19 protein-coding genes are annotated in these 24,518 nt (G+C 53.6%); 16 read left to right on the top strand and 3 right to left on the bottom strand.

What is annotated here, in order from left to right:
• Positions 1-9: 9 nt before the first annotated feature.
• From J4645_RS16590 to rcsC, 3 genes are all read left to right on the top strand, one after another.
• Positions 10-1,212: a mandelate racemase/muconate lactonizing enzyme family protein gene (locus J4645_RS16590; RefSeq protein ID WP_000705581.1), complete on the top strand. Its 1,203-nt coding sequence runs from the start codon at positions 10-12 to the stop codon at positions 1,210-1,212.
• Between the two features lie 409 nt (positions 1,213-1,621).
• Entirely contained in the window at positions 1,622-4,258 is a 2,637-nt protein-coding gene (gene gyrA / locus J4645_RS16585; RefSeq protein WP_001281271.1) for a DNA topoisomerase (ATP-hydrolyzing) subunit A, read from the top strand.
• A 117-nt stretch (positions 4,259-4,375) separates the two neighbouring features.
• Complete coding sequence (rcsC, locus tag J4645_RS16580) at positions 4,376-7,222, top strand: two-component system sensor histidine kinase RcsC (protein ID WP_000876070.1); 2,847 nt, start codon at positions 4,376-4,378, stop codon at positions 7,220-7,222.
• Positions 7,223-7,325: 103 nt separating this feature from the next.
• Here the strand turns inward: rcsC and rcsB are convergent, their stop codons facing one another.
• Both rcsB and rcsD read right to left on the bottom strand, forming a co-directional pair.
• A complete protein-coding gene (gene rcsB, locus J4645_RS16575; protein ID WP_001061919.1) occupies positions 7,326-7,976 on the bottom strand; it encodes a response regulator transcription factor RcsB in 651 nt (216 codons plus the stop codon).
• Positions 7,977-7,992: 16 nt separating this feature from the next.
• The gene (gene rcsD, locus J4645_RS16570) at positions 7,993-10,662 is read right to left on the bottom strand and encodes a phosphotransferase RcsD (protein WP_023376936.1); all 2,670 of its coding nucleotides are present in this window, start codon (positions 10,660-10,662) and stop codon (positions 7,993-7,995) included.
• Between the two features lie 727 nt (positions 10,663-11,389).
• On the opposite strand from rcsD, the gene J4645_RS16565 reads away from it, so the two are divergent.
• The 5 genes from J4645_RS16565 to J4645_RS16545 all read left to right on the top strand — a co-directional run bounded on the left by J4645_RS16565 (position 11,390) and on the right by J4645_RS16545 (position 17,207).
• The gene (locus J4645_RS16565) at positions 11,390-12,526 is read left to right on the top strand and encodes a porin OmpC (protein WP_000865520.1); all 1,137 of its coding nucleotides are present in this window, start codon (positions 11,390-11,392) and stop codon (positions 12,524-12,526) included.
• A 114-nt stretch (positions 12,527-12,640) separates the two neighbouring features.
• Positions 12,641-13,693 carry an FAD:protein FMN transferase ApbE gene (apbE, locus tag J4645_RS16560; protein WP_000784296.1) on the top strand — a complete coding sequence of 351 codons (1,053 nt, stop codon included), beginning with the start codon at positions 12,641-12,643 and terminating at the stop codon, positions 13,691-13,693.
• A gap of 80 nt (positions 13,694-13,773) precedes the next feature.
• A complete protein-coding gene (gene ada, locus J4645_RS16555; protein ID WP_031607648.1) occupies positions 13,774-14,835 on the top strand; it encodes a bifunctional DNA-binding transcriptional regulator/O6-methylguanine-DNA methyltransferase Ada in 1,062 nt (353 codons plus the stop codon).
• Between the two features lie 2 nt (positions 14,836-14,837).
• On the top strand, positions 14,838-15,488 hold the full coding sequence (alkB, locus tag J4645_RS16550; RefSeq protein WP_000884988.1) for a DNA oxidative demethylase AlkB: 651 nt from the start codon (positions 14,838-14,840) through the stop codon (positions 15,486-15,488).
• 75 nt (positions 15,489-15,563) lie between these two features.
• Positions 15,564-17,207, top strand: coding sequence for a multidrug ABC transporter permease/ATP-binding protein (locus J4645_RS16545; protein WP_000421574.1), 1,644 nt, complete (start codon positions 15,564-15,566; stop codon positions 17,205-17,207).
• Positions 17,208-17,383: 176 nt separating this feature from the next.
• Here J4645_RS16545 and eco read toward each other — a convergent pair whose 3' ends face one another.
• The gene (gene eco / locus J4645_RS16540) at positions 17,384-17,878 is read right to left on the bottom strand and encodes a serine protease inhibitor ecotin (protein WP_023214982.1); all 495 of its coding nucleotides are present in this window, start codon (positions 17,876-17,878) and stop codon (positions 17,384-17,386) included.
• A 413-nt stretch (positions 17,879-18,291) separates the two neighbouring features.
• On the opposite strand from eco, the gene napF reads away from it, so the two are divergent.
• From napF to J4645_RS16500, 8 genes are all read left to right on the top strand, one after another.
• Positions 18,292-18,783 carry a ferredoxin-type protein NapF gene (gene napF / locus J4645_RS16535; protein WP_000228069.1) on the top strand — a complete coding sequence of 164 codons (492 nt, stop codon included), beginning with the start codon at positions 18,292-18,294 and terminating at the stop codon, positions 18,781-18,783.
• Entirely contained in the window at positions 18,773-19,036 is a 264-nt protein-coding gene (gene napD, locus J4645_RS16530) for a chaperone NapD (RefSeq protein ID WP_001260058.1), read from the top strand. The genes napF and napD overlap by 11 nt, the downstream gene beginning before the upstream one ends.
• Entirely contained in the window at positions 19,033-21,519 is a 2,487-nt protein-coding gene (gene napA / locus J4645_RS16525) for a nitrate reductase catalytic subunit NapA (protein ID WP_000778097.1), read from the top strand. Before napD ends, napA begins: the two co-directional genes overlap by 4 nt.
• 6 nt (positions 21,520-21,525) lie before the next feature.
• On the top strand, positions 21,526-22,221 hold the full coding sequence (napG, locus tag J4645_RS16520; protein WP_000091679.1) for a ferredoxin-type protein NapG: 696 nt from the start codon (positions 21,526-21,528) through the stop codon (positions 22,219-22,221).
• Entirely contained in the window at positions 22,208-23,077 is an 870-nt protein-coding gene (napH, locus tag J4645_RS16515; RefSeq protein WP_023214981.1) for a quinol dehydrogenase ferredoxin subunit NapH, read from the top strand. The genes napG and napH overlap by 14 nt, the downstream gene beginning before the upstream one ends.
• Positions 23,078-23,192: 115 nt before the next feature.
• Positions 23,193-23,642, top strand: coding sequence for a nitrate reductase cytochrome c-type subunit (napB, locus tag J4645_RS16510; protein ID WP_000835182.1), 450 nt, complete (start codon positions 23,193-23,195; stop codon positions 23,640-23,642).
• A gap of 9 nt (positions 23,643-23,651) precedes the next feature.
• Positions 23,652-24,254, top strand: coding sequence for a cytochrome c-type protein NapC (gene napC / locus J4645_RS16505; RefSeq protein ID WP_023214980.1), 603 nt, complete (start codon positions 23,652-23,654; stop codon positions 24,252-24,254).
• Positions 24,255-24,274: 20 nt separating this feature from the next.
• Positions 24,275-24,518, top strand: a 244-nt coding sequence (locus tag J4645_RS16500; RefSeq protein ID WP_039520766.1) for an ATP-binding cassette domain-containing protein, incomplete at its 3' end; no start/stop codon positions are given.

Here is a 24,518-nt window from a genome sequence, read left to right as displayed (position 1 = left end):
GGAGAAATTATGAAAATTACGTCTATTGAAGTTTTTGACTGTGAATTAAAAAAAAGAGATCAAACGATGTCCTCCTATAATCCAGTACTTATTCGGGTGAATACCGACTCAGGATTAAGTGGTATTGGCGAAGTAGGGCTGGCCTATGGCGCAGGCGCTAAAGCTGGCGTAGGGATCATCAGAGATCTGGCGCCATTGATTGTGGGTGAAGATCCATTAAATATCGAAAAAATTTGGGAGTTCTTTTTCAGAAAGACTTTTTGGGGGATGGGAGGCGGGAACGTTTTTTATGCCGGAATGAGCGCTATTGATATTGCTCTTTGGGATATCAAAGGTAAATATTTAGGTGTACCTGTTTATCAGCTCCTTGGCGGGAAAACTAATGAAAAGTTAAGAACCTATGCTAGTCAGTTACAATTTGGTTGGGGGGATAAACGCCAGATATTAGTGACACCTGATGAATATGCTGAGGCGGCGCGTGCGGCTCTTGACGATGGATATGATGCGATTAAAGTGGATCCACTCGAAATCGATCGTAATGGCGATGACTGTGTTTTTCAGAATAAAAATCGTAACTATTCAGGATTGTTACTGGCCGATCAATTAAAAATGGGGGAAGCGCGAATTGCCGCTATGCGTGAAGCAATGGGGGATGATGCTGATATTATCGTGGAAATCCATTCTCTTCTCGGTACAAACTCAGCTATTCAATTTGCGAAGGCGATAGAAAAGTATCGTATCTTTCTTTATGAAGAACCGATTCATCCATTAAATTCTGATAATATGCAGAAAGTTTCCCGTTCAACAACGATTCCAATCGCCACTGGTGAGCGTTCCTACACAAGATGGGGATACAGGGAATTACTGGAGAAGCAGTCTATTGCCGTAGCTCAACCTGATTTGTGTCTCTGCGGCGGAATTACCGAAGGAAAGAAAATCTGTGACTATGCTAATATTTATGACACCACTGTACAGGTGCATGTTTGCGGCGGTCCTGTTTCCACGGTAGCCGCGCTGCATATGGAAACAGCAATTCCCAACTTTATTATTCATGAGCATCATACCAATGCGATGAAAGCATCTATTCGGGAACTTTGTACCCACGATTATCAGCCGGAAAATGGCTATTATGTCGCGCCGGAACAGCCCGGATTGGGTCAGGAATTAAACGATGAGGTAGTGAAAGAATATCTGGCCTATGTGATTAAATAGCATCTGGTGATACTGATTATTGTTTATGCCTCCCGGCATATTCCCTAAATAATTCGAGTTGCAGGATAAAATGGTTAACCGTCTTGAACAGCGCTTGCGCTAACCCCGACGGGGCGAGGCCCAGGGATGGGCCGAGTAACTCGCTGCCAACGCACATGAAACTTGAAGTATGACGGGTATACACGGGAGGTATTGATTTTCTAACCTCTTCCTGGCCAGGCCCCGATCTCCCCTGTGTCGCCTCTGAAGCCGATCGCCAATAAACGCCGAGACCACGCTTATAAATGAAGAGAGCATGCGGCACCCGAATAAAGCATTGTCTGGCTGCATTCCGTTTACCAGTACGTGGGCGAATGTGTTATAATTTGCGACCTTTGAATCCGGGATACAGTAGAGGGATAGCGGTTAGATGAGCGACCTTGCGAGAGAAATTACACCGGTCAACATTGAGGAAGAGCTGAAGAGCTCCTATCTGGATTATGCGATGTCGGTCATTGTTGGCCGTGCGCTGCCGGATGTCCGAGATGGCCTGAAGCCGGTACACCGTCGCGTACTTTACGCCATGAACGTATTGGGCAATGACTGGAACAAAGCCTATAAAAAATCTGCCCGTGTCGTTGGTGACGTAATCGGTAAATACCATCCCCACGGCGATTCCGCAGTGTATGACACCATCGTTCGTATGGCGCAGCCATTCTCGCTGCGTTACATGCTGGTGGATGGTCAGGGTAACTTCGGTTCTATTGACGGCGACTCCGCGGCGGCAATGCGTTATACGGAGATCCGTCTGGCGAAAATCGCCCACGAACTGATGGCCGATCTCGAAAAAGAGACGGTGGATTTCGTGGATAACTATGACGGTACGGAAAAAATTCCGGACGTCATGCCGACCAAAATTCCGAATCTGCTGGTGAACGGTTCTTCCGGTATCGCAGTAGGTATGGCGACGAATATCCCGCCGCACAACCTGACGGAAGTGATTAACGGCTGCCTGGCGTATATCGACAACGAAGACATCAGCATTGAAGGGCTGATGGAACATATTCCGGGTCCGGACTTCCCGACCGCCGCGATCATCAACGGTCGTCGTGGTATCGAAGAAGCCTACCGTACCGGTCGTGGCAAAGTGTACATCCGCGCCCGCGCGGAAGTTGAAGCTGACGCCAAAACGGGCCGTGAAACCATCATCGTCCATGAAATTCCCTATCAGGTGAACAAAGCGCGCCTGATCGAGAAAATCGCCGAGCTGGTGAAAGATAAACGCGTGGAAGGCATCAGCGCGCTGCGTGACGAATCCGACAAAGACGGTATGCGCATCGTGATTGAAGTAAAACGCGATGCGGTGGGCGAGGTGGTGCTTAATAATCTCTACTCCCAGACCCAGCTACAGGTTTCCTTCGGTATTAACATGGTGGCGCTGCATCACGGCCAGCCGAAGATCATGAACCTGAAAGACATCATTTCAGCGTTCGTGCGCCACCGCCGTGAAGTGGTGACGCGTCGGACTATTTTTGAACTGCGTAAAGCCCGTGACCGCGCGCATATCCTTGAAGCTCTGGCGATTGCGCTAGCTAACATCGACCCGATTATCGAACTGATTCGCCGCGCGCCAACGCCGGCAGAAGCGAAAGCGGCGCTGATTTCGCGTCCGTGGGATCTGGGTAACGTTGCTGCGATGCTGGAGCGCGCCGGTGATGACGCCGCGCGTCCGGAATGGCTGGAGCCAGAATTTGGCGTGCGTGACGGTCAGTACTACCTGACTGAACAGCAGGCGCAGGCGATTCTGGATCTGCGTTTGCAGAAACTGACCGGCCTGGAGCATGAAAAACTGCTCGACGAATACAAAGAGTTGCTGGAGCAGATTGCTGAACTGCTGCACATTCTGGGCAGCGCCGATCGCCTGATGGAAGTGATTCGCGAAGAGATGGAGTTAATTCGCGATCAGTTCGGCGATGAGCGTCGTACCGAAATCACCGCCAACAGCGCCGATATTAATATCGAAGATCTGATTAGCCAGGAAGATGTTGTCGTGACGCTGTCTCACCAGGGTTACGTCAAGTATCAACCGCTGACGGATTACGAAGCGCAACGTCGTGGTGGGAAAGGTAAATCTGCCGCGCGTATTAAAGAAGAAGACTTTATCGACCGCCTGCTGGTGGCCAACACCCATGACACCATCCTCTGCTTCTCCAGCCGGGGCCGTCTGTACTGGATGAAGGTCTATCAGTTGCCGGAAGCCAGCCGTGGCGCGCGCGGTCGTCCGATCGTCAACCTGCTGCCGCTGGAAGCGAACGAACGTATCACCGCGATTCTGCCGGTTCGTGAGTACGAAGAGGGCGTCAACGTCTTTATGGCGACCGCCAGCGGTACCGTGAAGAAAACGGCGCTGACCGAATTCAGCCGTCCGCGTTCCGCCGGTATTATCGCGGTGAACCTCAACGACGGCGACGAGCTGATTGGCGTTGACCTGACTTCTGGTTCTGACGAAGTCATGCTGTTCTCGGCCGCGGGTAAAGTGGTGCGCTTCAAAGAAGACGCCGTCCGTGCGATGGGGCGTACCGCGACCGGTGTGCGCGGTATTAAGCTGGCGGGAGACGATAAAGTCGTCTCTCTGATCATCCCACGCGGCGAAGGCGCTATTCTGACCGTAACGCAAAACGGCTACGGGAAGCGTACCGCAGCGGACGAGTACCCGACCAAGTCTCGCGCGACGCAGGGCGTTATCTCTATCAAAGTGACCGAGCGCAACGGTTCCGTTGTTGGCGCGGTACAGGTGGACGATTGCGACCAGATCATGATGATCACGGATGCCGGTACTCTGGTGCGTACCCGTGTGTCCGAGATCAGCGTAGTGGGACGTAATACCCAGGGCGTTATCCTTATCCGCACGGCGGAAGATGAAAACGTGGTGGGTCTGCAACGCGTTGCTGAACCGGTAGATGACGAAGAACTCGACGCTATCGACGGCAGCGTGGCGGAAGGGGATGAGGATATCGCCCCGGAAGCGGAAAGCGATGACGACGTTGCGGATGACGCTGACGAGTAATGTTATTGCTGTGCGAGGGCCGGATATCCGGCCCTTTTTCTTTGCCGTTGCGGGCTACGTCATTTACCGCTACCTTAGTCACACTCTATTTACATCCTGAGGCGGAGCTTCGCCCCTTTGAAATACCTTGCTTCCTTTCGAACTACGCTGAAAGTCTCGCGCTACTTATTCAGAGCGTTAGCGTTACTCATTTGGCTCTTAATCGCCTTTGTTTCGGTGTTTTACATCGTCAATGCCCTGCACCAGCGGGAATCTGAAATTCGTCAGGAGTTCAACCTTAGCTCCGATCAGGCGCAGCGTTTTATCCAGCGCACATCGGATGTGATGAAAGAGCTCAAATATATTGCCGAGAACCGTTTAACGGCGGAAAACGGCGTTATGTCGTCGCGTGCGCGTGATGACAAAATGGTGGTGCCGGACTTTGAACCGCTATTCGCCGACTCAGACTGTGCGGCGATGGGCTCCGCCTGGCGCGGATCGCTGGAGTCGCTGGCCTGGTTTATGCGTTACTGGCGCGACAACTTTTCAGCAGCGTATGATCTTAACCGCGTTTTCCTGATTGGCAGCGATAACCTCTGTATGGCGAATTTCGGCCTGCGTGAAATGCCCGTGGAGCGCGATGATGCGTTAAAAGCGTTACATGAGCGGATTATGAAATACCGCAACGCGCCGCAGGAAGAAAGTGGGAATAACCTTTTCTGGATAAGTCAGGGCGCGCGTCAGGGCGTGGGCTACTTTTATGCGCTGACGCCGGTGTATCTGGCCAACCGTCTGCAGGCGCTGCTGGGCGTCGAGCAGTCCATCCGCATGGAAAATTTTTTCACGCCGGGCAGTTTGCCGATGGGCGTCACCATTATTGATGAGAACGGCCATTCGCTGATTTCGTTGGCCGGTCCTGACGGCATTATTAAAGCGGAGCCGCGCTGGATGCAGGAGCGCTCCTGGTTTGGTTATACGCCAGGTTTTCGCGAACTGGTACTCAAAAAAAGCCTGCCGCCATCCTCGCTCAGTATTGTCTATTCTGTGCCTGTAGATTTAGTCCTGGAGCGTATTCGTATTCTTATCCTGAACGCTATCCTGCTGAACGTGCTGGTGGGCGCAGGGCTGTTTACGCTTGCGCGGATGTATGAGCGGCGAATTTTTATTCCGGCGGAGAGCGATGCCCAGCGTCTGGAAGAGCATGAACAGTTCAACCGTAAAATCGTCGCCTCCGCGCCGGTGGGGATCTGTATTCTGCGCACTATTGATGGCGTCAATATTCTGAGTAACGAACTGGCGCACACCTACCTGAACATGCTCACGCATGAAGACAGACAGCGCCTGACGCAAATCATTTGCGGCCAGCAGGTCAACTTTGTTGATGTATTGACCAGCAATAATACCAATTTGCAAATTAGCTTCGTCCATTCCCGCTATCGTAATGAAAACGTCGCGATTTGCGTGTTGGTAGATGTGAGTACGCGCGTCAAAATGGAAGAGTCGCTGCAGGAGATGGCGCAGGCGGCGGAACAGGCAAGCCAGTCTAAATCCATGTTCCTTGCAACGGTCAGCCATGAATTGCGCACACCGCTGTACGGTATCATCGGCAATCTCGATCTGCTGCAAACCAAAGAGTTGCCAAAAGGCGTGGATCGTCTGGTCACGGCGATGAATAACTCCTCCAGTCTGTTGCTGAAAATTATCAGCGACATTCTCGACTTCTCGAAAATTGAGTCGGAACAGCTAAAGATTGAGCCGCGCGAATTTTCACCGCGAGAGGTGATGAACCATATCACCGCCAATTATCTGCCGCTGGTGGTGCGTAAGCAGCTCGGCCTGTATTGTTTTATTGAGCCTGACGTGCCGGTATCGCTGAACGGCGACCCGATGCGTTTACAGCAGGTCATTTCAAACCTGTTGAGCAACGCCATTAAGTTTACCGATATTGGCTGCATCGTGCTGCATGTGCGCTGTGATGGGGATTATCTCAGCATTCGCGTGCGGGATACCGGGGTTGGTATTCCGGCAAAAGAGGTGGTTCGCCTGTTCGATCCCTTCTTCCAGGTGGGAACCGGCGTACAGCGTAACTTTCAGGGGACCGGTCTGGGGCTGGCGATTTGCGAAAAATTGATCAGCATGATGGACGGCGATATTTCCGTCGATTCGGAGCCTGGCATGGGAAGCCAGTTTACGCTGCGCATCCCGCTTTATGGCGCGCAATACCCTGTGAAAAAGAGCGTGGAAGGACTCGCCGGAACCTGCTGTTGGCTGGCGGTGCGCAATACTTCTTTGTGCCAGTTTATTGAGACCAGTCTGGCGCGTAGCGGCGTTCATACGCAGCGTTATGAAGGGCAAGAACCCGCTGCTGACGATATTTTGATTGTCGATGACGCGCTGGAGCATACCTGGCAGGGGAGGGCGGCGGTCGTCTTTTGCCGCCGTCATATCGGGATTCCGTTGGAAAGAGCGCCGGGCGAGTGGGTGCATAGTGTGGCGTCGGTGCATGAGTTGCCCGCGCTGTTGGCGCGTATCTATAGTATTGAGCTGGATAGTGAAGCGCTTTCCAGCGCATTGCCGACGACGGATAAAACCGCAGATTCAAATGACGATATGATGATTCTGGTCGTTGACGATCATCCTATCAATCGCCGCTTGCTGGCCGATCAATTGGGATCGCTGGGGTATCAGTGTAAGACAGCCAATGATGGCGTGGACGCTCTGAATGTGCTGAGTAAAAATGCTATCGATATTGTTCTGAGCGATGTGAACATGCCGAACATGGACGGCTACCGCCTGACGCAGCGTATTCGTCAGCTTGGGCTGACGCTGCCGGTCGTCGGCGTGACGGCGAACGCGCTGGCGGAAGAGAAACAACGTTGCCTGGAGTCCGGTATGGACAGCTGTTTGTCGAAGCCTGTGACGCTGGACGTGTTGAAACAGACGCTGGCGGTGTATGCCGAGCGGGTACGTAAAACGCGGGCATAAAAAATGCCGGATGGCGGCGTCGCCTGATCCGGCCTGCAAAAGATGAGTCGACTGGTAGGCCTGATAAGCGTAGCGCCATCAGGCTGGGTAACATAAAAGCGATTTATTCTTTGTCTGTCGGACTCAGGGTGACGGAAGAGAGATAGTTGAGCAGCGCGATATCATTCTCTACGCCCAGTTTCATCATCGCCGATTTCTTCTGGCTGCTGATGGTCTTAATGCTGCGGTTGAGCTTCTTGGCGATTTCGGTGACCAGGAAGCCCTCGGCGAACAGGCGTAATACTTCGCTCTCTTTTGGCGACAGGCGCTTGTCGCCGTAACCGCCTGCGCTGATTTTCTCCAGCAGACGAGAAACGCTTTCTGGGGTGAATTTTTTGCCTTTTTGCAGCGCGGCCAGCGCCTTAGGCAGATCGGTTGGCGCACCCTGCTTGAGTACGATCCCTTCAATATCAAGATCCAACACGGCGCTCAGGATCGCCGGATTGTTGTTCATGGTCAGAACGATAATAGACAGGCTCGGAAAATGACGCTTGATGTACTTGATCAAGGTGATCCCATCGCCGTATTTATCTCCCGGCATGGAGAGGTCAGTGATCAACACATGCGCATCTAATTTCGGCAGGTTGTTGATCAATGCTGTGGAATCTTCAAATTCGCCGACAACATTCACCCACTCGATTTGTTCAAGTGATTTGCGAATACCGAACAGTACAATCGGGTGGTCATCGGCAATAATTACGTTCATATTGTTCATGTATTGGGCTACCTTGCTACAGCAAGCTTTTGACGTAGGCGTCAATGTCGCTGATATATTTTTCTATACCTGGAGCATCTTTCTCACGAATCAGATGTTCCAGCGTTTCACATAACTGCTTGCCGGGTACCAGATTAAGCATGGCAAACACCCCTTTCAGGCGGTGGGCCGTTTGGGCCAGCGCAGCGAAATCGCTGGTTGCCGCCTCAGTATACAACCTCTTAACATCATCCGGTACTGTGTCTACAAATAGCGCATAGTAGCCGCTGGCATGAAGCTCGGCATTTTCATCTCCGCCGAGCGGGGAGGCGGGAATCTCTTCCTGCGCCAGCTGCTCTTCGATAAGTTGTAGTACAGCTTCCTGCATAGCATTGCTCATATTAAAGTTGACGCGCAACTGACCCGGGCCAATTTTCCGCACGCCTGACTCATCATCGCTTAAAAGCAAGCCCGAGGCAGTAAGATTAGACGGATTATCCGTTAAAAAGAGATCATATTCTTGACTTATCTGCCTTTCATCCGGCGTGATGCAGGTGGCGCCCCAGTTTTCTAACTGACGCAGCACAATCGCGCGAACCTCGTTGGACGTCACATCGACCATCACGCTCACGTCGTCCAGCAGGCGCTCTTCGACCTGGGTATGCTGATCGTGAGGAAGCATTTTGACATGAACGGTATAGCGCGTGCCCAGCGTTTCCCGCGCTTTAATGTTGAGATGACCGCCCAGTTTGCGCGCCAGTTGATTGCACAGCCAGAAGGTGAGCGGATTCGCTTTGCCGTAACGGTCGCCCTGCGTTTCATTCATATACGGGAAATGCAGATTATCAATCTCGTTTAACGTTACGCCTTCGCCTGTATCCAGAATACGGAAAGTCAGACGCTCCGCGATAGATTCATCCTGCTCGACTTCAAGCGTAATTTTACCCATAGCGGTCGTCGTGACGGCATACTGAATCAACAGCAGCAAAATCCGGCGCAGGGCGTCGCGATCGCCCCAGCGTTCATCGTTGCCGCTAAGATGGTTATTAATCAGCAGTTGCAGCCCTTTACGCTTAATGGCGGGCAGCACTTCCGGCACGACTTCGTCAATAAGATCCTGCAGGGAGAACAGCGTTGCTTCGCTCTTCCATGCGTCATTTTCCAGCATATTCGCCAGTTGGATTTCATCGATCATACGTACCAATACATCCGCCTGATCCGCCAGTTTCAGGCTTTCCGGCGTGGTGACTGCCGCGGCGTTAACCGCCAGTTGGCGTACGGGCTCTTTAAGCGTGTTGCTGATATTTTGCATAAAGGCGGCACGGCCCTGCTGATTCTTCTCATACAAACGCTGCGCCTGTTTAAGCTTCTTATTCACCAGCACTTCCCGGTCCTGATCGCGGATAATAAAGATCTGCGTGCGGGGGGCGATCTGGCTGCGAAACAGACGGATCTCATACAGTTCGTTATTAATTGTCGCCTGAATCACGCCCTGATGCTGTTCCGCCATGCTGGTAATATTTTGCAGGTTAAGATGCGGCAACAGATGATCGGCGATTTTATTGCTGATCACGGTGCGGTTTCCTTCCTGATCGTAGACCAGCAGACCCAGCGGCAGCAGAGAAACGATCTCTTCATTAATGGCGCGTAAGACGCGAAGCTCGTTATTCGCCGCGTTGCCGGATGTCGATTCTGTCGTCCGTCCCGGCTGATGACGGAACGTAGCGTAGCCAAATAACGCCAACGCCAGCAGCCCGATGTTCAGCAGTAAAGGCAGCAGAATATTTTGCAACGTATCAAGCAAAAGCGTACCGAACGGTACCTGCCAGATCAGGCGCATTCCGGTAGAGTTAAGCGCTGAGGAGATCTCAATTTTTGAACCGTTAAAGCTAATCGTGACGCTATCAGGCGCTTCCTTTTCACTGCTTCGCCCCGTCGTCTGGGTTGCGTCAGGCTCTATCCGAAAACTGTCCAGCGGCATTCCCGGCGGGATTAAATCATTAATGGGCAGATCAAACGCCACCACGGTCGCCAGATGTCCTGGCTGATTGAAGGTCGTGCGTAGCGTAAAATAGTGACCGTTTTGCCAGGCCAGTTTTCGCAATGAGGAGAAACTTTCGCGCTCATCCAGCGCATTCGCCTGTTGCAACATCTCTGCCCGGCGGGAATCGACGATATTGCCAATAGTGGACTCTTTAAAGCCGGAAGAGAGATCTTTCAACGGTAGGGTAGAGATAAGAATCAGGCTGTTATCCTGTCCGTTGAGGTAATACATTGACCACGGCACGTTTTCCGCGCCCCACAGCGTATCCAGATAGGTTGACATACGCTGCGTCATTTCCAGCGTGGCGCTGTCATGGGAACCGAAAATCAGCGCTTCAGTTTTACGTCGCGGCTTTTCAAGATAATACACATCCTGCTTCAGACGCGTTTCCTGAAGTCCTTCACCTGTCGATGGCGTAGTGGTCGCGGCGATGTTGTCATAAATTTGCCAGGTAACATACCGCCAGGTATCCACGCGTTTATGAATAGCGTGGGTGATATCGACAATTTGATAGCTTTTGTCTTTCAACCAGGCGTTGACGGCGCTCTGTACCATAACGCCCATCGTTACCAGCAGCACAATGATCAGCAATAAGAAGAAACGGGTAATGCTTCCCGGTAGAAGGGAGAATCGGGTAGAGACCGTTGTGTCAGACTGACTCATTTATGTTTACGACCTGTAAAAGCAACGCTGAAGGTGAAGGGCAGTATAAAGGGTAATGAATGAATTTCCAGACTCTTACGTCATGCCGGGCAACTTAACACGCGCTCCGTCGGCGGGACGGAAAAAGCGTACAACCTTCGCAGAACGGCACAAATATAAAGACTACTTATAAATGTTTAGCACTAAATATCAAGAAATTATTTGCTAATGTCTTACGAACGGTAGAGCTGCGAGAGTAGTGAATAACCGTGATAGTTTTAGGCAGGTAGCATAAATCTGCCGGGTGTGTCTGAAAAAGGGTAAAAAAAACCGAATGCGAAGCATCCGGTTGAAATAGGGGTAAACAGACATTCAGAAGTGAATGACGGTAATAAATAAAGTTAATGATGATAGCGGTCACTATTTTAGTTGCGAATGAAGATTCTGTTTTATCATTCAGTGCTATGAATTTCATCAATTTAACCCATTGATTTTAAAAGTCTCGTGGATATATTTTGTCTATTTGTGCTTATTTTTACTTGATTTTTGCTTTAAAAAAGTTCCGTAAAATTCATATTTTGAAACATCTATGTAGATAACTGTAACATCTTAAAAGTTTTAGTATCATATTCGTGTTGGATTATTCTGTATTTTTGCGGAGAATGGACTTGCCGACTGGTTAATGAGGGTTAACCAGTAAGCAGTGGCATAAAAAAGCAATAAAGGCATATAACAGAGGGTTAATAACATGAAAGTTAAAGTACTGTCCCTCCTGGTACCAGCTCTGCTGGTGGCAGGCGCAGCGAATGCGGCTGAAATTTATAATAAAGACGGCAACAAATTAGACCTGTTTGGTAAAGTTGATGGCCTGCACTACTTCTCTGACGACAAAGGCAGCGACGGCGACCAGACCTACATGCGTATCGGCTTCAAAGGCGAAACGCAGGTTAACGATCAGCTGACCGGTTATGGCCAGTGGGAATATCAGATTCAGGGCAACCAGACTGAAGGCAGCAACGACTCCTGGACGCGTGTGGCGTTTGCGGGTCTGAAATTCGCTGACGCAGGTTCCTTCGATTATGGTCGTAACTACGGCGTAACCTATGACGTGACCTCCTGGACCGACGTTCTGCCGGAGTTCGGCGGCGACACCTACGGCGCTGACAACTTTATGCAGCAACGTGGTAACGGCTATGCCACTTACCGTAACACCGACTTCTTCGGCCTGGTGGATGGTCTGGACTTCGCGTTACAGTATCAGGGCAAAAACGGCAGCGTGAGCGGTGAAAACACCAACGGTCGCAGCCTGCTGAACCAGAACGGCGACGGTTACGGCGGATCGCTGACTTATGCAATCGGCGAAGGCTTCTCTGTCGGTGGCGCTATCACCACGTCTAAACGTACTGCCGATCAGAACAACACCGCTGACGCTCGCCTGTATGGTAACGGCGATCGCGCTACGGTCTACACCGGCGGCCTGAAATACGATGCGAACAACATCTATCTGGCAGCGCAGTATTCTCAGACCTATAACGCAACCCGTTTTGGTACCTCTAACGGCAACAATAAGTCCGACTCTTACGGTTTTGCCAACAAAGCGCAGAACTTTGAAGTGGTTGCTCAGTACCAGTTCGACTTTGGTCTGCGTCCGTCTGTGGCTTACCTGCAGTCTAAAGGTAAGGACATCAGCAACGGCTACGGCGCCAGCTATGGCGACCAGGACATCGTAAAATACGTTGATGTCGGCGCGACTTACTACTTCAACAAAAACATGTCCACCTATGTTGATTACAAAATCAACCTGCTGGATAAAAACGACTTTACCCGCGATGCGGGCATCAACACCGACGACATCGTAGCGCTGGGTCTGGTTTACCAGTTCTAATCAGCAAAAGATGTTGCTAAAGGGCCTGCGGGCCCTTTTTTCATGCCTTATTCCGGCGTACAAATACGACGTTTTGATATACGCTTGCGTCCATTCGAATGAGGATAAACAGCGATGAAAATGACTTTTTGCCGGGCCGTGTGTCTGGCGGCGGCTTTTTTACTTATGGGCTGCGATGAGGCTCCCGAAACGACAACAGCGTCACCTGCCGCTCAGGTGCTGGAAGGTAAGACGATGGGGACTATCTGGCGGGTGAGCGTGGTTGGCATCGATGCGAAACGCGCCGCAGAGCTACAGACTAAAATCCAGACTCAGCTTGATGCTGATGATTGGTTGCTTTCTACCTATAAAAATGACTCCGCGCTGATGCGTTTTAACCATTCACGCAGTCTTGCGCCCTGGCCGGTCAGCGAAGCCATGGCGGATATCGTGACCTCGGCGCTGCGTATTGGCGCGAAGACGGATGGCGCGATGGATATCACCGTGGGCCCGCTGGTCAATCTGTGGGGGTTTGGACCGGATCGGCAGCCGCTGCATATCCCAACACCAGCACAAATCGATGCGGCAAAAGCGAAAACAGGCCTGCAACATTTGCAGGTTATCGACAGGGCTGGACATCAGTTTTTGCAAAAAGATCTTCCGGATCTTTATGTCGATCTCTCCACGGTCGGGGAGGGCTATGCGGCGGATCATCTGGCGCGTCTGATGGAGCAGGAGGGCATTGCGCGTTATCTGGTCTCGGTGGGCGGCGCATTAAGCAGTCGCGGGATGAATGCGCAAGGGCTGCCGTGGCGCGTCGCGATTCAGAAGCCGACCGACCGGGAAAACGCGGTGCAGGCGATTGTGGATATCAACGGGCATGGCATCAGCACCTCCGGCAGCTACCGTAACTATTATGAGCTGGATGGCAAGCGTGTCTCGCACGTTATCGATCCGCAAACGGGGCGCCCCATTGAACACAACCTGGTATCGGTTACGGTCATTGCGCCAACGGCGCTGGAAGCGGACGGCTGGGACACCGGCCTGATGGTGCTTGGTACGCAAAAGGCGCAAGAGGTCGTGCGGCGGGAAGGGCTGGCGGTATTTATGATCATGAAAGAAGGTGAGGGCTTTAAAACCTGGATGTCGCCGCAGTTCAAAACGTTCCTGGTGAGCGATAAGAATTAAAACGCAAGATTACGGGTTTTTGTGGGCGGATTTACGGACACACTGCATGTAAGCAAGCACTATGCTTAATGAAGGAGTCTATGATGAAAAAAGCGTTACTTACCGATGATGAATGCTGGCTGCGGGTGCAGGCGCGCGATGCCAGCGCGGATGGGCGTTTCGTTTTTGCGGTGCGAACCACCGGCGTTTTTTGCCGCCCTTCTTGTCGCTCGAAGCGGGCGTTACGTAAAAATGTTCGCTTTTTTGCCAACGCGCAGCAGGCGCTGGACGCCGGTTTTCGCCCCTGCAAGCGCTGTCAGCCGGATAATGCGCGCGCGCAGCAACGGCAGTTGGATAAGATTGCCTGCGCCTGCCGTTTACTTGAGCAGGAGACGCCGGTGACGCTGGCGTCCCTGGCGCAGGCGGTGGCGATGAGTCCGTTTCATCTGCACCGTTTGTTTAAAGCGAGCACCGGCATGACGCCGAAAGGGTGGCAGCAGGCGTGGCGCGCCCGGCGGCTGCGTGAGGCGTTGGCGAAAGGAGAGCCGATCACGGCGGCTATTTACCGCGCCGGCTTCCCGGATAGCAGTAGCTACTACCGTCATGCCGACCAGACGCTGGGCATGACGGCAAAACAGTTTCGCAAAGGCGGCGATAATGTCTCCGTTCGCTATGCGCTGACGGACTGGGTTTACGGACGGTGCCTGGTGGCGGAGAGCGAGCGGGGGATTTGCGCGATTCTCCCCGGTGATAGCGACGACGCGCTACTGGCTGAATTACACACCCTGTTCCCGGCGGCCCGCCACGCACCTGCTGACGCGCTTTTTCAGCAACGGGTGCGGCAGGTTGTCGCGGCTATCAACACACGCGATGTGCTGCTCTCGTTGCCGCTGGATATTCAGGGAACCGCGTTTCAACAGCAGGTCTGGCAGGCGTTATGCGCAATTCCCTGCGGCGAAACCGTAAGCTATCAACAGCTTGCCGCGACTATCGGCAAACCCACGGCGGTACGCGCGGTCGCCAGCGCGTGCGGCGCGAATAAACTGGCGATGGTGATCCCGTGTCATCGGGTCGTGCGTCGCGATGGCGCGCTCTCCGGTTATCGTTGGGGCGTGCGTCGAAAAGCGCAGCTATTAAAGCGAGAAGCACAAAAAGAGGAGTAGCAATGCTGGATCTATTTGCTGATGAAGCGCCCTGGCAAGAGCCCCTGGCGCCTGGCGCGGTGGTGTTGCGCCGCTTTGCGTTTCGCGCGGCGCAGTCGCTATTAGACGATATCGGGTTTGTCGCCAGTCAGTCTCCGTTTCGTCAGATGGTGACGCCGGGCGGCTACACCATGTCGGTGGCGATGACCAACTGCGGCGCGTTAGGGTGGACTACCGATCGTCACGGTTATTGTTATGCCGTGCGCGATCCGTTGACCGATAAACCCTGGCCTGCGCTGCCGTTATCGTTTGCCAGCGTATGTCGTCAGGCGGCAATCGCGGCAGGGTATGCGAGCTTCCAACCGGACGCCTGCCTGATCAATCGCTACGCGCCCGGCGCAAAACTGTCGCTGCATCAGGATAAAGACGAGCCGGATCTGCGCGCGCCTATTATCTCAGTTTCGTTGGGGGTGCCGGCGGTTTTTCAGTTTGGCGGCCTGCGTCGCAGCGACCCGATCCAGCGGATCTTACTGGAGCATGGCGATATCGTGGTCTGGGGCGGCGAGTCCCGGCTGTTTTATCATGGTATCCAGCCGCTTAAAGCGGGCTTTCATCCCATGACCGGTGAATTTCGTTACAATCTCACCTTCCGTCAGGCAGCTGAAAAAGAATAAAAATAAGAATTATTATTGCTGTGCAGGTGGAGTTAGTTAAACTGCGGGCTGTTATTATCGGTCCGGGTTGTAAGCATGGAACTTCTTATTCTTGTCTGGCGGCAGTACCGCTGGCCATTTATTAGCGTGATGGCGCTGAGCCTCGCCAGCGCGGCGCTGGGGATTGGCCTGATCGCGTTTATCAATCAGCGCCTGATTGAAACGGTGGACACCAACGTCATGGTGCTGCCGGAATTTCTCGGCCTGCTCCTGTTGCTAATGGTCGTCACATTAGGTTCCCAACTGGCGCTCACCACTCTGGGACACCATTTCGTTTACCGCCTGCGCAGCGAATTTATCAAGCGCATTCTGGATACGCACGTTGAACGCATTGAGCAACTGGGCAGCGCCTCTTTACTGGCCGGTCTGACCAGCGATATTCGCAATATTACTATCGCCTTTGTGCGTCTGCCTGAGCTGGTGCAGGGCATTATCCTCACCGTCGGCTCGGCGGCGTATCTGGCGATGCTATCGACAAAAATGCTGCTGGTTACGGCTATCTGGATGGCGGTCACTATCTGGGGCGGATTTGTGCTGGTGGCGCGGGTTTACCAGCATATGGCGACCCTGCGCGAGACCGAAGATAAGCTGTACAACGACTATCAGACGGTGTTGGAAGGACGCAAAGAGCTGACGCTAAACCGCGAGCGTGCGGAGCAGATTTTTCAGCAATGCTATATCCCGGACGCCAAAGAGTACCGTCATCACATTATCCGTGCCGATACTTTTCATCTGAGCGCCGTCAACTGGTCGAATATCATGATGCTGGGGGCGATAGGCCTGGTCTTCTGGATGGCGAATAGTCTCGGCTGGGCGGATACTAACGTCGCGGCGACCTATTCACTGACGTTGCTGTTCCTGCGCACGCCGCTGCTGTCTGCAGTGGGGGCGTTGCCAACGCTACTGACCGCCCAGGTGGCGTTTAATAAACTGAATAAATTCGCGCTCGCCCCGTATAAGCCTGATTTTCCACAGCCGAAAGCCTTTCCCGACTGGAAGACGCTGGAGCTGCGCAACGTGGTTTTCCACTATCAGGATAACGCGTTTTCCGTGGGGCCCATCAACCTGACGATTCACCGCGGCGAACTGCTGTTTTTAATTGGCGGCAACGGTAGCGGGAAATCGACGCTGGCCATGTTATTGACCGGTTTATACCAGCCGCAATCGGGAACGATTTTACTTGATGGTCAACCTATTGCCGCCGGACAGCCGGAAGATTATCGCAAACTGTTTTCTGCGGTGTTCACCGATGTGTGGTTATTCGACCGCCTGCTGGGGCCGCAGGGGAAACCCGCCAATCCCGCTCTGGTCGAAAAGTGGCTTGAGCACCTGAAAATGACGCACAAGCTGGAGCTAAACGATGGGCGCATTTTGAATCTTAAACTGTCGAAAGGGCAAAAAAAGCGCATTGCGCTGCTGCTGGCGCTGGCGGAAGAGCGCGATATTATTTTGCTGGATGAGTGGGCCGCCGATCAGGACCCGCATTTCCGCCGGGAGTTTTATCAGGTGCTGTTGCCGTTAATGCAGGAAATGGGCAAAACCATTTTCGCCATCAGCCATGATGATCACTATTTTATTCACGCCGATCGTCTGCTTGAAATGCGCAACGGACAGCTAACCGAACTCACCGGCGACGAACGTGATGCCGCCTCGCGTGATGCGGTTGCGCGTACTGCGTAATGGATTATGGCGCCGGATAAACCGCCTGATGGCAGCCCGTAGGCCTGATAAGATGCCACGCGTCGCCACCAGGCTGCGGGCGGGCGGGTTTCCAGACGTGTTTTAAAAAGAACCCCGGAGCGCTGCGTGAGTCGGCGTGTTCAGATGCCCGGTAAGTGTGACCGGGCAGCGTAACATTATCGCGTGACGGCGTTCTGTACGTTAGCGTCCGCTTTCCAGATGCGGTATTTCACGTCTACATTCGCCGGGGTATACACCACGATCGGCAGCTTGCTGTTGTAGCGCAGCATCCCGTCTTCACCCAGCCAGGCGGTGACGAATTTTTGCTCTTTCTTACCTTCAGGGCAGGCCATCATGGTTGATACCGGAGAGGTGACGTTATCAAAGACATAATAGTCATAGCCCCAGCCTTCCAGCGTTTTTGTTTCCAGCGTGCCGCCGAGGCGATGCTGGTTACAATCCACATTCAGCGTTTGGCCAATCAACAGTTCCACTTTGAGGGTAGATTCATCCTGCTGAGGGGTAAGGGTTATCACTTGCCGCTTCATTCCTTTTTCCGCCTGCGGATAGGGGGCGATTTTCTCCAGCGGCTGGGCGGTATCGCTATTGTTAGCCCAGGCAGAGGCGCTGGCGAGGGCGGCGAAGACGACGGTAGGGACAAACATCTTCATTTGATTGTTCACAGTATTTCCTTTCTGCTGTTTTCGGTATGCACGGACAACAGATTAACACATTCATATTATCTATTAATCTGTATTTACTCATATTTTCAAGATTATTAATAAAATGGCGTCTTTTTATATAGTGGAATATTCCGATATTGATAATGTAAATGGAATTATCAGCTATTAGTGGTTTTCGTTATATAGATAGCTATATAACTCATTGAAATGTGAGAAAAAGCACGTTTACGGGTCTTTACCCGGCACTCTTTTGATCCGGCAACAGCATTTACCTCTATCGGGGTATGCATCTCTTACACATCCTGAAATATCTTATTTACAAAAACAACTACTCATAAATTGTACGGTTTTTATTGGTATTCACTCCCTATGGAAGCGTGTCGTTATGGAAGGGCGATATCATGGTTGATTTATCCCGTCGAAGCATGTTGACCGGCAGTTGGCGCAACGCCAGCAATGGGATTCTTCCGCCGTGGGCCAGAGAAACAACCTATTTTCTCGCACATTGTCTGCGTTGCGACGCCTGCATCCAGGCGTGTGAGGCCGACATCCTGCAGCGAGGGGCGGGGGGATATCCGAGCGTAGATTTCAAACGGGGCGAGTGCAGCTTTTGTTATGCCTGTGCGCAGGCCTGTACTGAATCGCTTTTTCTTCCGCGCCACACCAGGGCCTGGGATCTGATTTTTACGCTCACGGAAAACTGCCTCGCCAGGCAATCGGTTGAATGCCATCGCTGCCAGGACAGTTGTGAACCTATGGCCATTACCTTTCGTCCCACGCTATCCGGCATTTACCAGCCGCAGCTTGACTCGCAGGCCTGTAACGGATGCGGGGCGTGTGTGGCTATCTGTCCCGTGTCAGCCATCAAAGCGGAGAACCACCATGCGCACTAACTGGCAGGTCTGTAGCCTGGTCGTGCAGGCCAAAAGCCAGAACATCGCCGCCATTGGCACACAGTTGAACACGTTGCCGGGTTGCGAAGTCGCGTTAAGCGACGTTGAAAGCGGGCAACTGATCGTGGTGGCGGAAGCAGATCAGAGTGAAACGCTGATGCAAACAATTGAGTCAGTACGCAATGTCGAGGGCGTACTGGCGGTGTCGCTGGTTTATCACCAGCAGGATGAGCAAGGTGAGGAAACACCATGAAACTCAGTCGTCGTAGCTTTATGAAAGCTAACGCCGTTGCGGCCGCTGCGGCGGCTGCCGGTCTGAGCGTGCCGGGCGTCGCCCGCGCCGTTGTCGGGCAGCAGGAAGCCATCAAATGGGATAAAGCGCCGTGCCGTTTTTGCGGAACGGGTTGCGGTGTGTTAGTGGGCACGCAGCAGGGCCGTGTGGTCGCCTGCCAGGGCGACCCCGACGCGCCGGTCAACCGTGGTCTGAACTGCATTAAAGGCTACTTCCTGCCCAAAATCATGTACGGTAAAGATCGTCTGACGCAGCCGATGCTGCGCATGAAAGACGGCAGCTATCACAAAGACGGCGAGTTTACGCCGGTGAGCTGGGAACAGGCCTTCGATGTGATGGAAGAGAAGTTTAAAACCTCTCTGAAAGAGAAAGGACCAGAAGCGATCGGCATGTTTGGATCGGGTCAATGGACTATCTGGGAAGGCTATGCCGCCGCGAAACTGTTCAAGGCTGGTTTCCGCTCTAACAACATTGACCCGAACGCGCGTCACTGCATGGCCTCGGCGGTGGTGGGCTTTATGCGCACCTTTGGCATGGATGAACCGATGGGCTGCTACGACGATATTGAGCAGGCCGATGCGTTTGTGCTATGGGGTTCCAACATGGCGGAGATGCACCCGATTTTATGGTCGCGCATCACTAACCGCCGTTTGTCCGACCCGAACGTGAAGGTTGCTGTCCTCTCCACCTTCCAGCACCGCAGCTTTGAACTGGCGGACAACGGTATTGTCTTTACCCCGCAAAGCGATCTGGTGATTCTTAACTATATCGCGAATTACATTATTCAGAACAACGCGGTAAATCAGGATTTCTTCACAAAGCATGTGAATCTGCGTAAAGGGGCGACGGATATCGGCTACGGCTTACGCCCGACGCACCCGCTGGAAAAAGCGGCGAAGAATCCGGGCTCCGACGCTTCCGAGCCGATGAGCTTCGACGAGTATAAAGCCTTCGTGGCGGAATATACGCTGGACAAGACCGCTGAAATGACCGGCGTGCCGAAAGATCAACTGGAACAGTTGGCGCAGCTCTACGCCGATCCGAATAAGCGCGTGATCTCTTACTGGACGATGGGTTTTAACCAGCATACTCGCGGCGTGTGGGCGAATAACCTGGTTTACAACCTCCATCTGCTGACCGGAAAAATCTCCCAGCCTGGCTGCGGTCCTTTCTCGCTGACCGGCCAGCCTTCCGCCTGCGGTACGGCGCGTGAAGTGGGAACCTTCTCACACCGTCTGCCCGCAGACATGGTCGTGACGAACGAAAAACACCGTGATATCTGCGAAAAACACTGGCAGATCCCTGCTGGCACTATTCCGGCAAAAGTGGGTTTACACGCGGTGGCGCAGGATCGCGCGTTGAAAGACGGCAAGCTGAACGTCTACTGGGTAATGTGTAATAACAATATGCAGGCCGGGCCGAACATCAATGAAGATCGGATGCCGGGCTGGCGCGATCCGCGTAACTTCATCATTGTCTCCGATCCTTACCCGACGGTGAGCGCGCTGTCTGCGGATCTGATCCTGCCGACCGCCATGTGGGTTGAGAAAGAAGGCGCTTACGGCAACGCCGAACGCCGCACGCAGTTCTGGCGTCAGCAAATTAAAGCGCCGGGCGAAGCTAAATCCGACCTCTGGCAACTGGTGCAGTTCTCCCGTCGTTTTAAAACCGAGGAGGTCTGGCCGGAGGCGTTGCTGGCCCAGAAGCCGGAGCTGCGCGGTAAAACGCTGTATGACGTTCTGTTCGCCACGCCGGCGGTCAGCAAATTCCCGCTGAGCGAGCTGAAAGAGGATCAGTTAAACGATGAGTCTCGTGAACTGGGCTTCTATCTGCAAAAAGGGTTGTTTGAAGAATACGCCTGGTTTGGACGTGGCCACGGGCACGATCTGGCGCCGTTCGACGATTACCACAACGCGCGCGGTCTGCGCTGGCCGGTCGTCGAAGGCAAAGAGACGCAATGGCGTTACAGCGAAGGCAACGACCCGTATGTAAAAGCGGGGGAAGGGTACAAATTCTACGGTAAACCGGATGGCAAAGCGGTGATCTTCGCGCTGCCATTTGAACCCGCGGCGGAGTCGCCGGACAACGAGTACGATCTGTGGCTTTCCACCGGTCGCGTGCTGGAACACTGGCATACCGGCAGTATGACGCGCCGCGTGCCTGAATTGCATCGCGCCTTCCCGGAAGCGGTGGTCTTTATTCACCCGCTGGATGCGAAAGCGCGCGATCTGCGTCGTGGGGATAAGGTTAAAGTGTCGTCCCGCCGCGGCGAAGTGATTTCGATTGTCGAAACGCGTGGACGTAACCGTCCGCCGCAGGGACTGGTGTATATGCCGTTCTTCGATGCCGCTCAGCTAGTGAACAACCTGACGCTGGATGCGACGGACCCGCTCTCTAAAGAGACGGACTTCAAGAAGTGCGCCGTTAAACTGGCGAAGGTGTAACGCGTTATGTCCCGTACAGCGAAACCCCAAAATGGCCGCCGCCGCTTCCTGCGTGATGTTGTGCGCACTGCGGGCGGGCTGGCGGCGGTTGGCGTGGCGCTGGGCTTGCAACAGCAAACCGCGCGCGCAACGGGCGTGCGGCTGCGTCCGCCTGGCGCGCTGAATGAAAATGTCTTCGCCAGCGCCTGTGTGCGCTGCGGGCAGTGCGTTCAGGCGTGTCCATACGACACGCTAAAACTGGCGACGCTGGCCTCCGGGCTATCGGCAGGCACGCCCTATTTCGTCGCTCGCGACATCCCCTGCGAAATGTGTGAAGACATTCCGTGCGCCAAAGTCTGCCCCAGCGGGGCGCTGAATAAAGATATCGCCTCCATTGATGACTCGCGCATGGGGCTGGCGGTGCTGCTGGATCAGGAAAACTGCCTCAACTTTCAGGGGCTGCGCTGCGACGTTTGCTACCGCGAATGCCCGAAAATCGATGAGGCCATCACGCTGGAGCTGGATCGCAACATGCGCACCGGCAAACATGCGCGCTTTCTGCCCACCGTACACAGCGACGCCTGTACCGGCTGCGGCAAATGCGAAAAAGTCTGCGTACTGGAGCAACCAGCGATAAAAGTGTTGCCGTTGTCATTGGCGAAAGGGGAGTTAGGACACCATTACCGCTTCGGCTGGCTGGAGGGGAAAGATGGCAAATCGTAAACGCGACGCCGGGCGAGAAGCGCGGGCGAAAAAAGGCTGGTGGCGTAGCCACCGCTGGCTGGTGTTACGCCGTATCAGCCAGTTTATGGTGCTGGGGATGTTTCTCAGCGGCCCGTGGCTGGGCTTTTGGGTTTTGCATGGCAACTACAGCAGTAGTTTGCTGTTCGATACCCTCCCGTTGACCGATCCACTGATTACCCTGGAAAGTCTCGCCAGTGGACATCTTCCCGCTACCGTGGCGCTGACGGGAGCAGTGATTATCACTGTGCTGTATGCGCTGGCGGGAAAGCGATTATTTTGCAGTTGGGTTTGCCCGCTAAACCCCGTTACCGATTTGGCTAACTGGATGCGCAGGAAATTTGACCTGAACCAGTCTGCGACGATTCCACGCCATATACGGTACGTCCTTCTGGTGGTGGTGTTAATCGGTTCGGCGTTGACCGGCACGCTGCTGTGGGAATGGATTAATCCCGTGTCGCTGTTAGGCCGTAGTCTGGTTATGGGATTTAGTAGCGGCGCGTTGCTGATTATTGCTTTGTTTTTATTTGATTTATTAGTCGTTGAGCACGGTTGGTGCGGTCATATTTGCCCGATGGGCGCGCTGTATGGCGTGCTGGGCAGTAAAGGCGTAGTGACCGTGACGGCCAAAAAACGTGAGAAATGTAATCGCTGTATGGATTGTTTTCATGTTTGCCCGGAACCGCATGTGCTACGTGCGCCGGTGCTGGATGAGCAAAGCCCGGCGCAGGTCACTCACCGCGACTGCCTGACCTGCGGTCGCTGTGTGGATGTCTGTTCTGAGGATGTTTTTACAATAACGATACACAACATCATTCGGGATGCATCGCGGCGGTAAGCGAGGAAATCCCCAGGAGCATAGATAACGATGTGACTGGGATTTTCGAGCGCAGCCAACAAAGAGGCAGCTCGAAGGATGAAGTGTAAATGCGATGGAGTTCGGGAGCGAAACAATGAAAAGCCATGACCTGATGAAAGCGCTGTGTCAATGGATGGCCACGCTTGCCCTGGTGGTAAGTGGTGCGGTTTGGGCGGCAAACGGAGTGGATCTGAGCCAGTCGCCGGAAGTATCCGGGACGCAGGAAGGGGCGATTCGTATGCCGAAAGAGCAGGAACGTATGCCGCTAAATTACGTCAACCAGCCGCCGATGATCCCGCACAGCGTCGAGGGCTACCAGGTGACGACCAATACCAACCGCTGTCTGCAATGCCACGGCGTGGAAAGTTATCGTACGACGGGCGCGCCGCGTATCAGTCCGACGCACTTTATGGACAGCGACGGTAAAGTGTCGGGCAACGTCGCGCCGCGTCGTTATTTCTGCCTGCAGTGCCACGTACCGCAGTCTGATACCGCGCCGATTATCGACAATACCTTTACCCCCTCGCAAGGTTACGGGAAATAAGAGGTCATTATGGAAAATTCTAACCGTAAACCTGGCTGGATAAAGCGCGTCTGGCGATGGTGGCGCAGCCCCAGCCGCCTGGCGCTGGGGACGCTGCTGTTAATCGGTTTTATCGGCGGCGTCATCTTCTGGGGCGGCTTCAATACCGGAATGGAAAAGGCTAACACCGAAGAGTTTTGTATTAGCTGCCATGAAATGCGCAACACGGTGTATGAGGAGTATATGGAAACCGTCCACTACAACAACCGTAGTGGCGTTCGCGCCACCTGTCCTGACTGCCATGTGCCGCATGAGTGGGGGCCGAAGATGATCCGTAAGATCAAAGCCAGTAAGGAGCTGTATGCGAAGGTATTTGGGCTGATAGATACACCGCAGAAATTTGAAGCTCATCGCCTGACAATGGCACAAAATGAGTGGCGGCGCATGAAAGACAACAACTCGCAGGAATGCCGTAACTGCCACAATTTCGACTTTATGGATCTGACCGCGCAAAAAGGCGTCGCGGCGAAAATGCACGATCAGGCGGTAAAAGATGGACAGACCTGTATCGATTGCCACAAAGGGATCGCGCATAAACTGCCGGATATGCGTGATGTTAAACCAGGTTTCTGACAGGACGTTGATGAGTGGGAATGCTTGAAGCCAGAGATCTGTACTGCGAGCGGGACGAGAGGACGCTGTTTCGCGGGCTGTCGTTCACCGTGGACGCCGGGGAGTGGGTGCAGGTCACCGGCGGCAACGGCGCCGGAAAAACCACCCTGCTGCGCCTGCTGACCGGGCTGGCGCGCCCGGACGGCGGGGAGGTGTACTGGCAGGGCGAGCCCCTGCGCCGCGTGCGCGACAGCTTCCATTCCGGCCTGCTGTGGATAGGGCACC

The organism is Salmonella sp. 32082101201600294FB01SM01 (genome assembly GCF_017572865.1).
Lineage (GTDB): Bacteria > Pseudomonadota > Gammaproteobacteria > Enterobacterales > Enterobacteriaceae > Salmonella > Salmonella enterica.
This window is presented reverse-complemented; position numbering and strand designations above follow the sequence as displayed.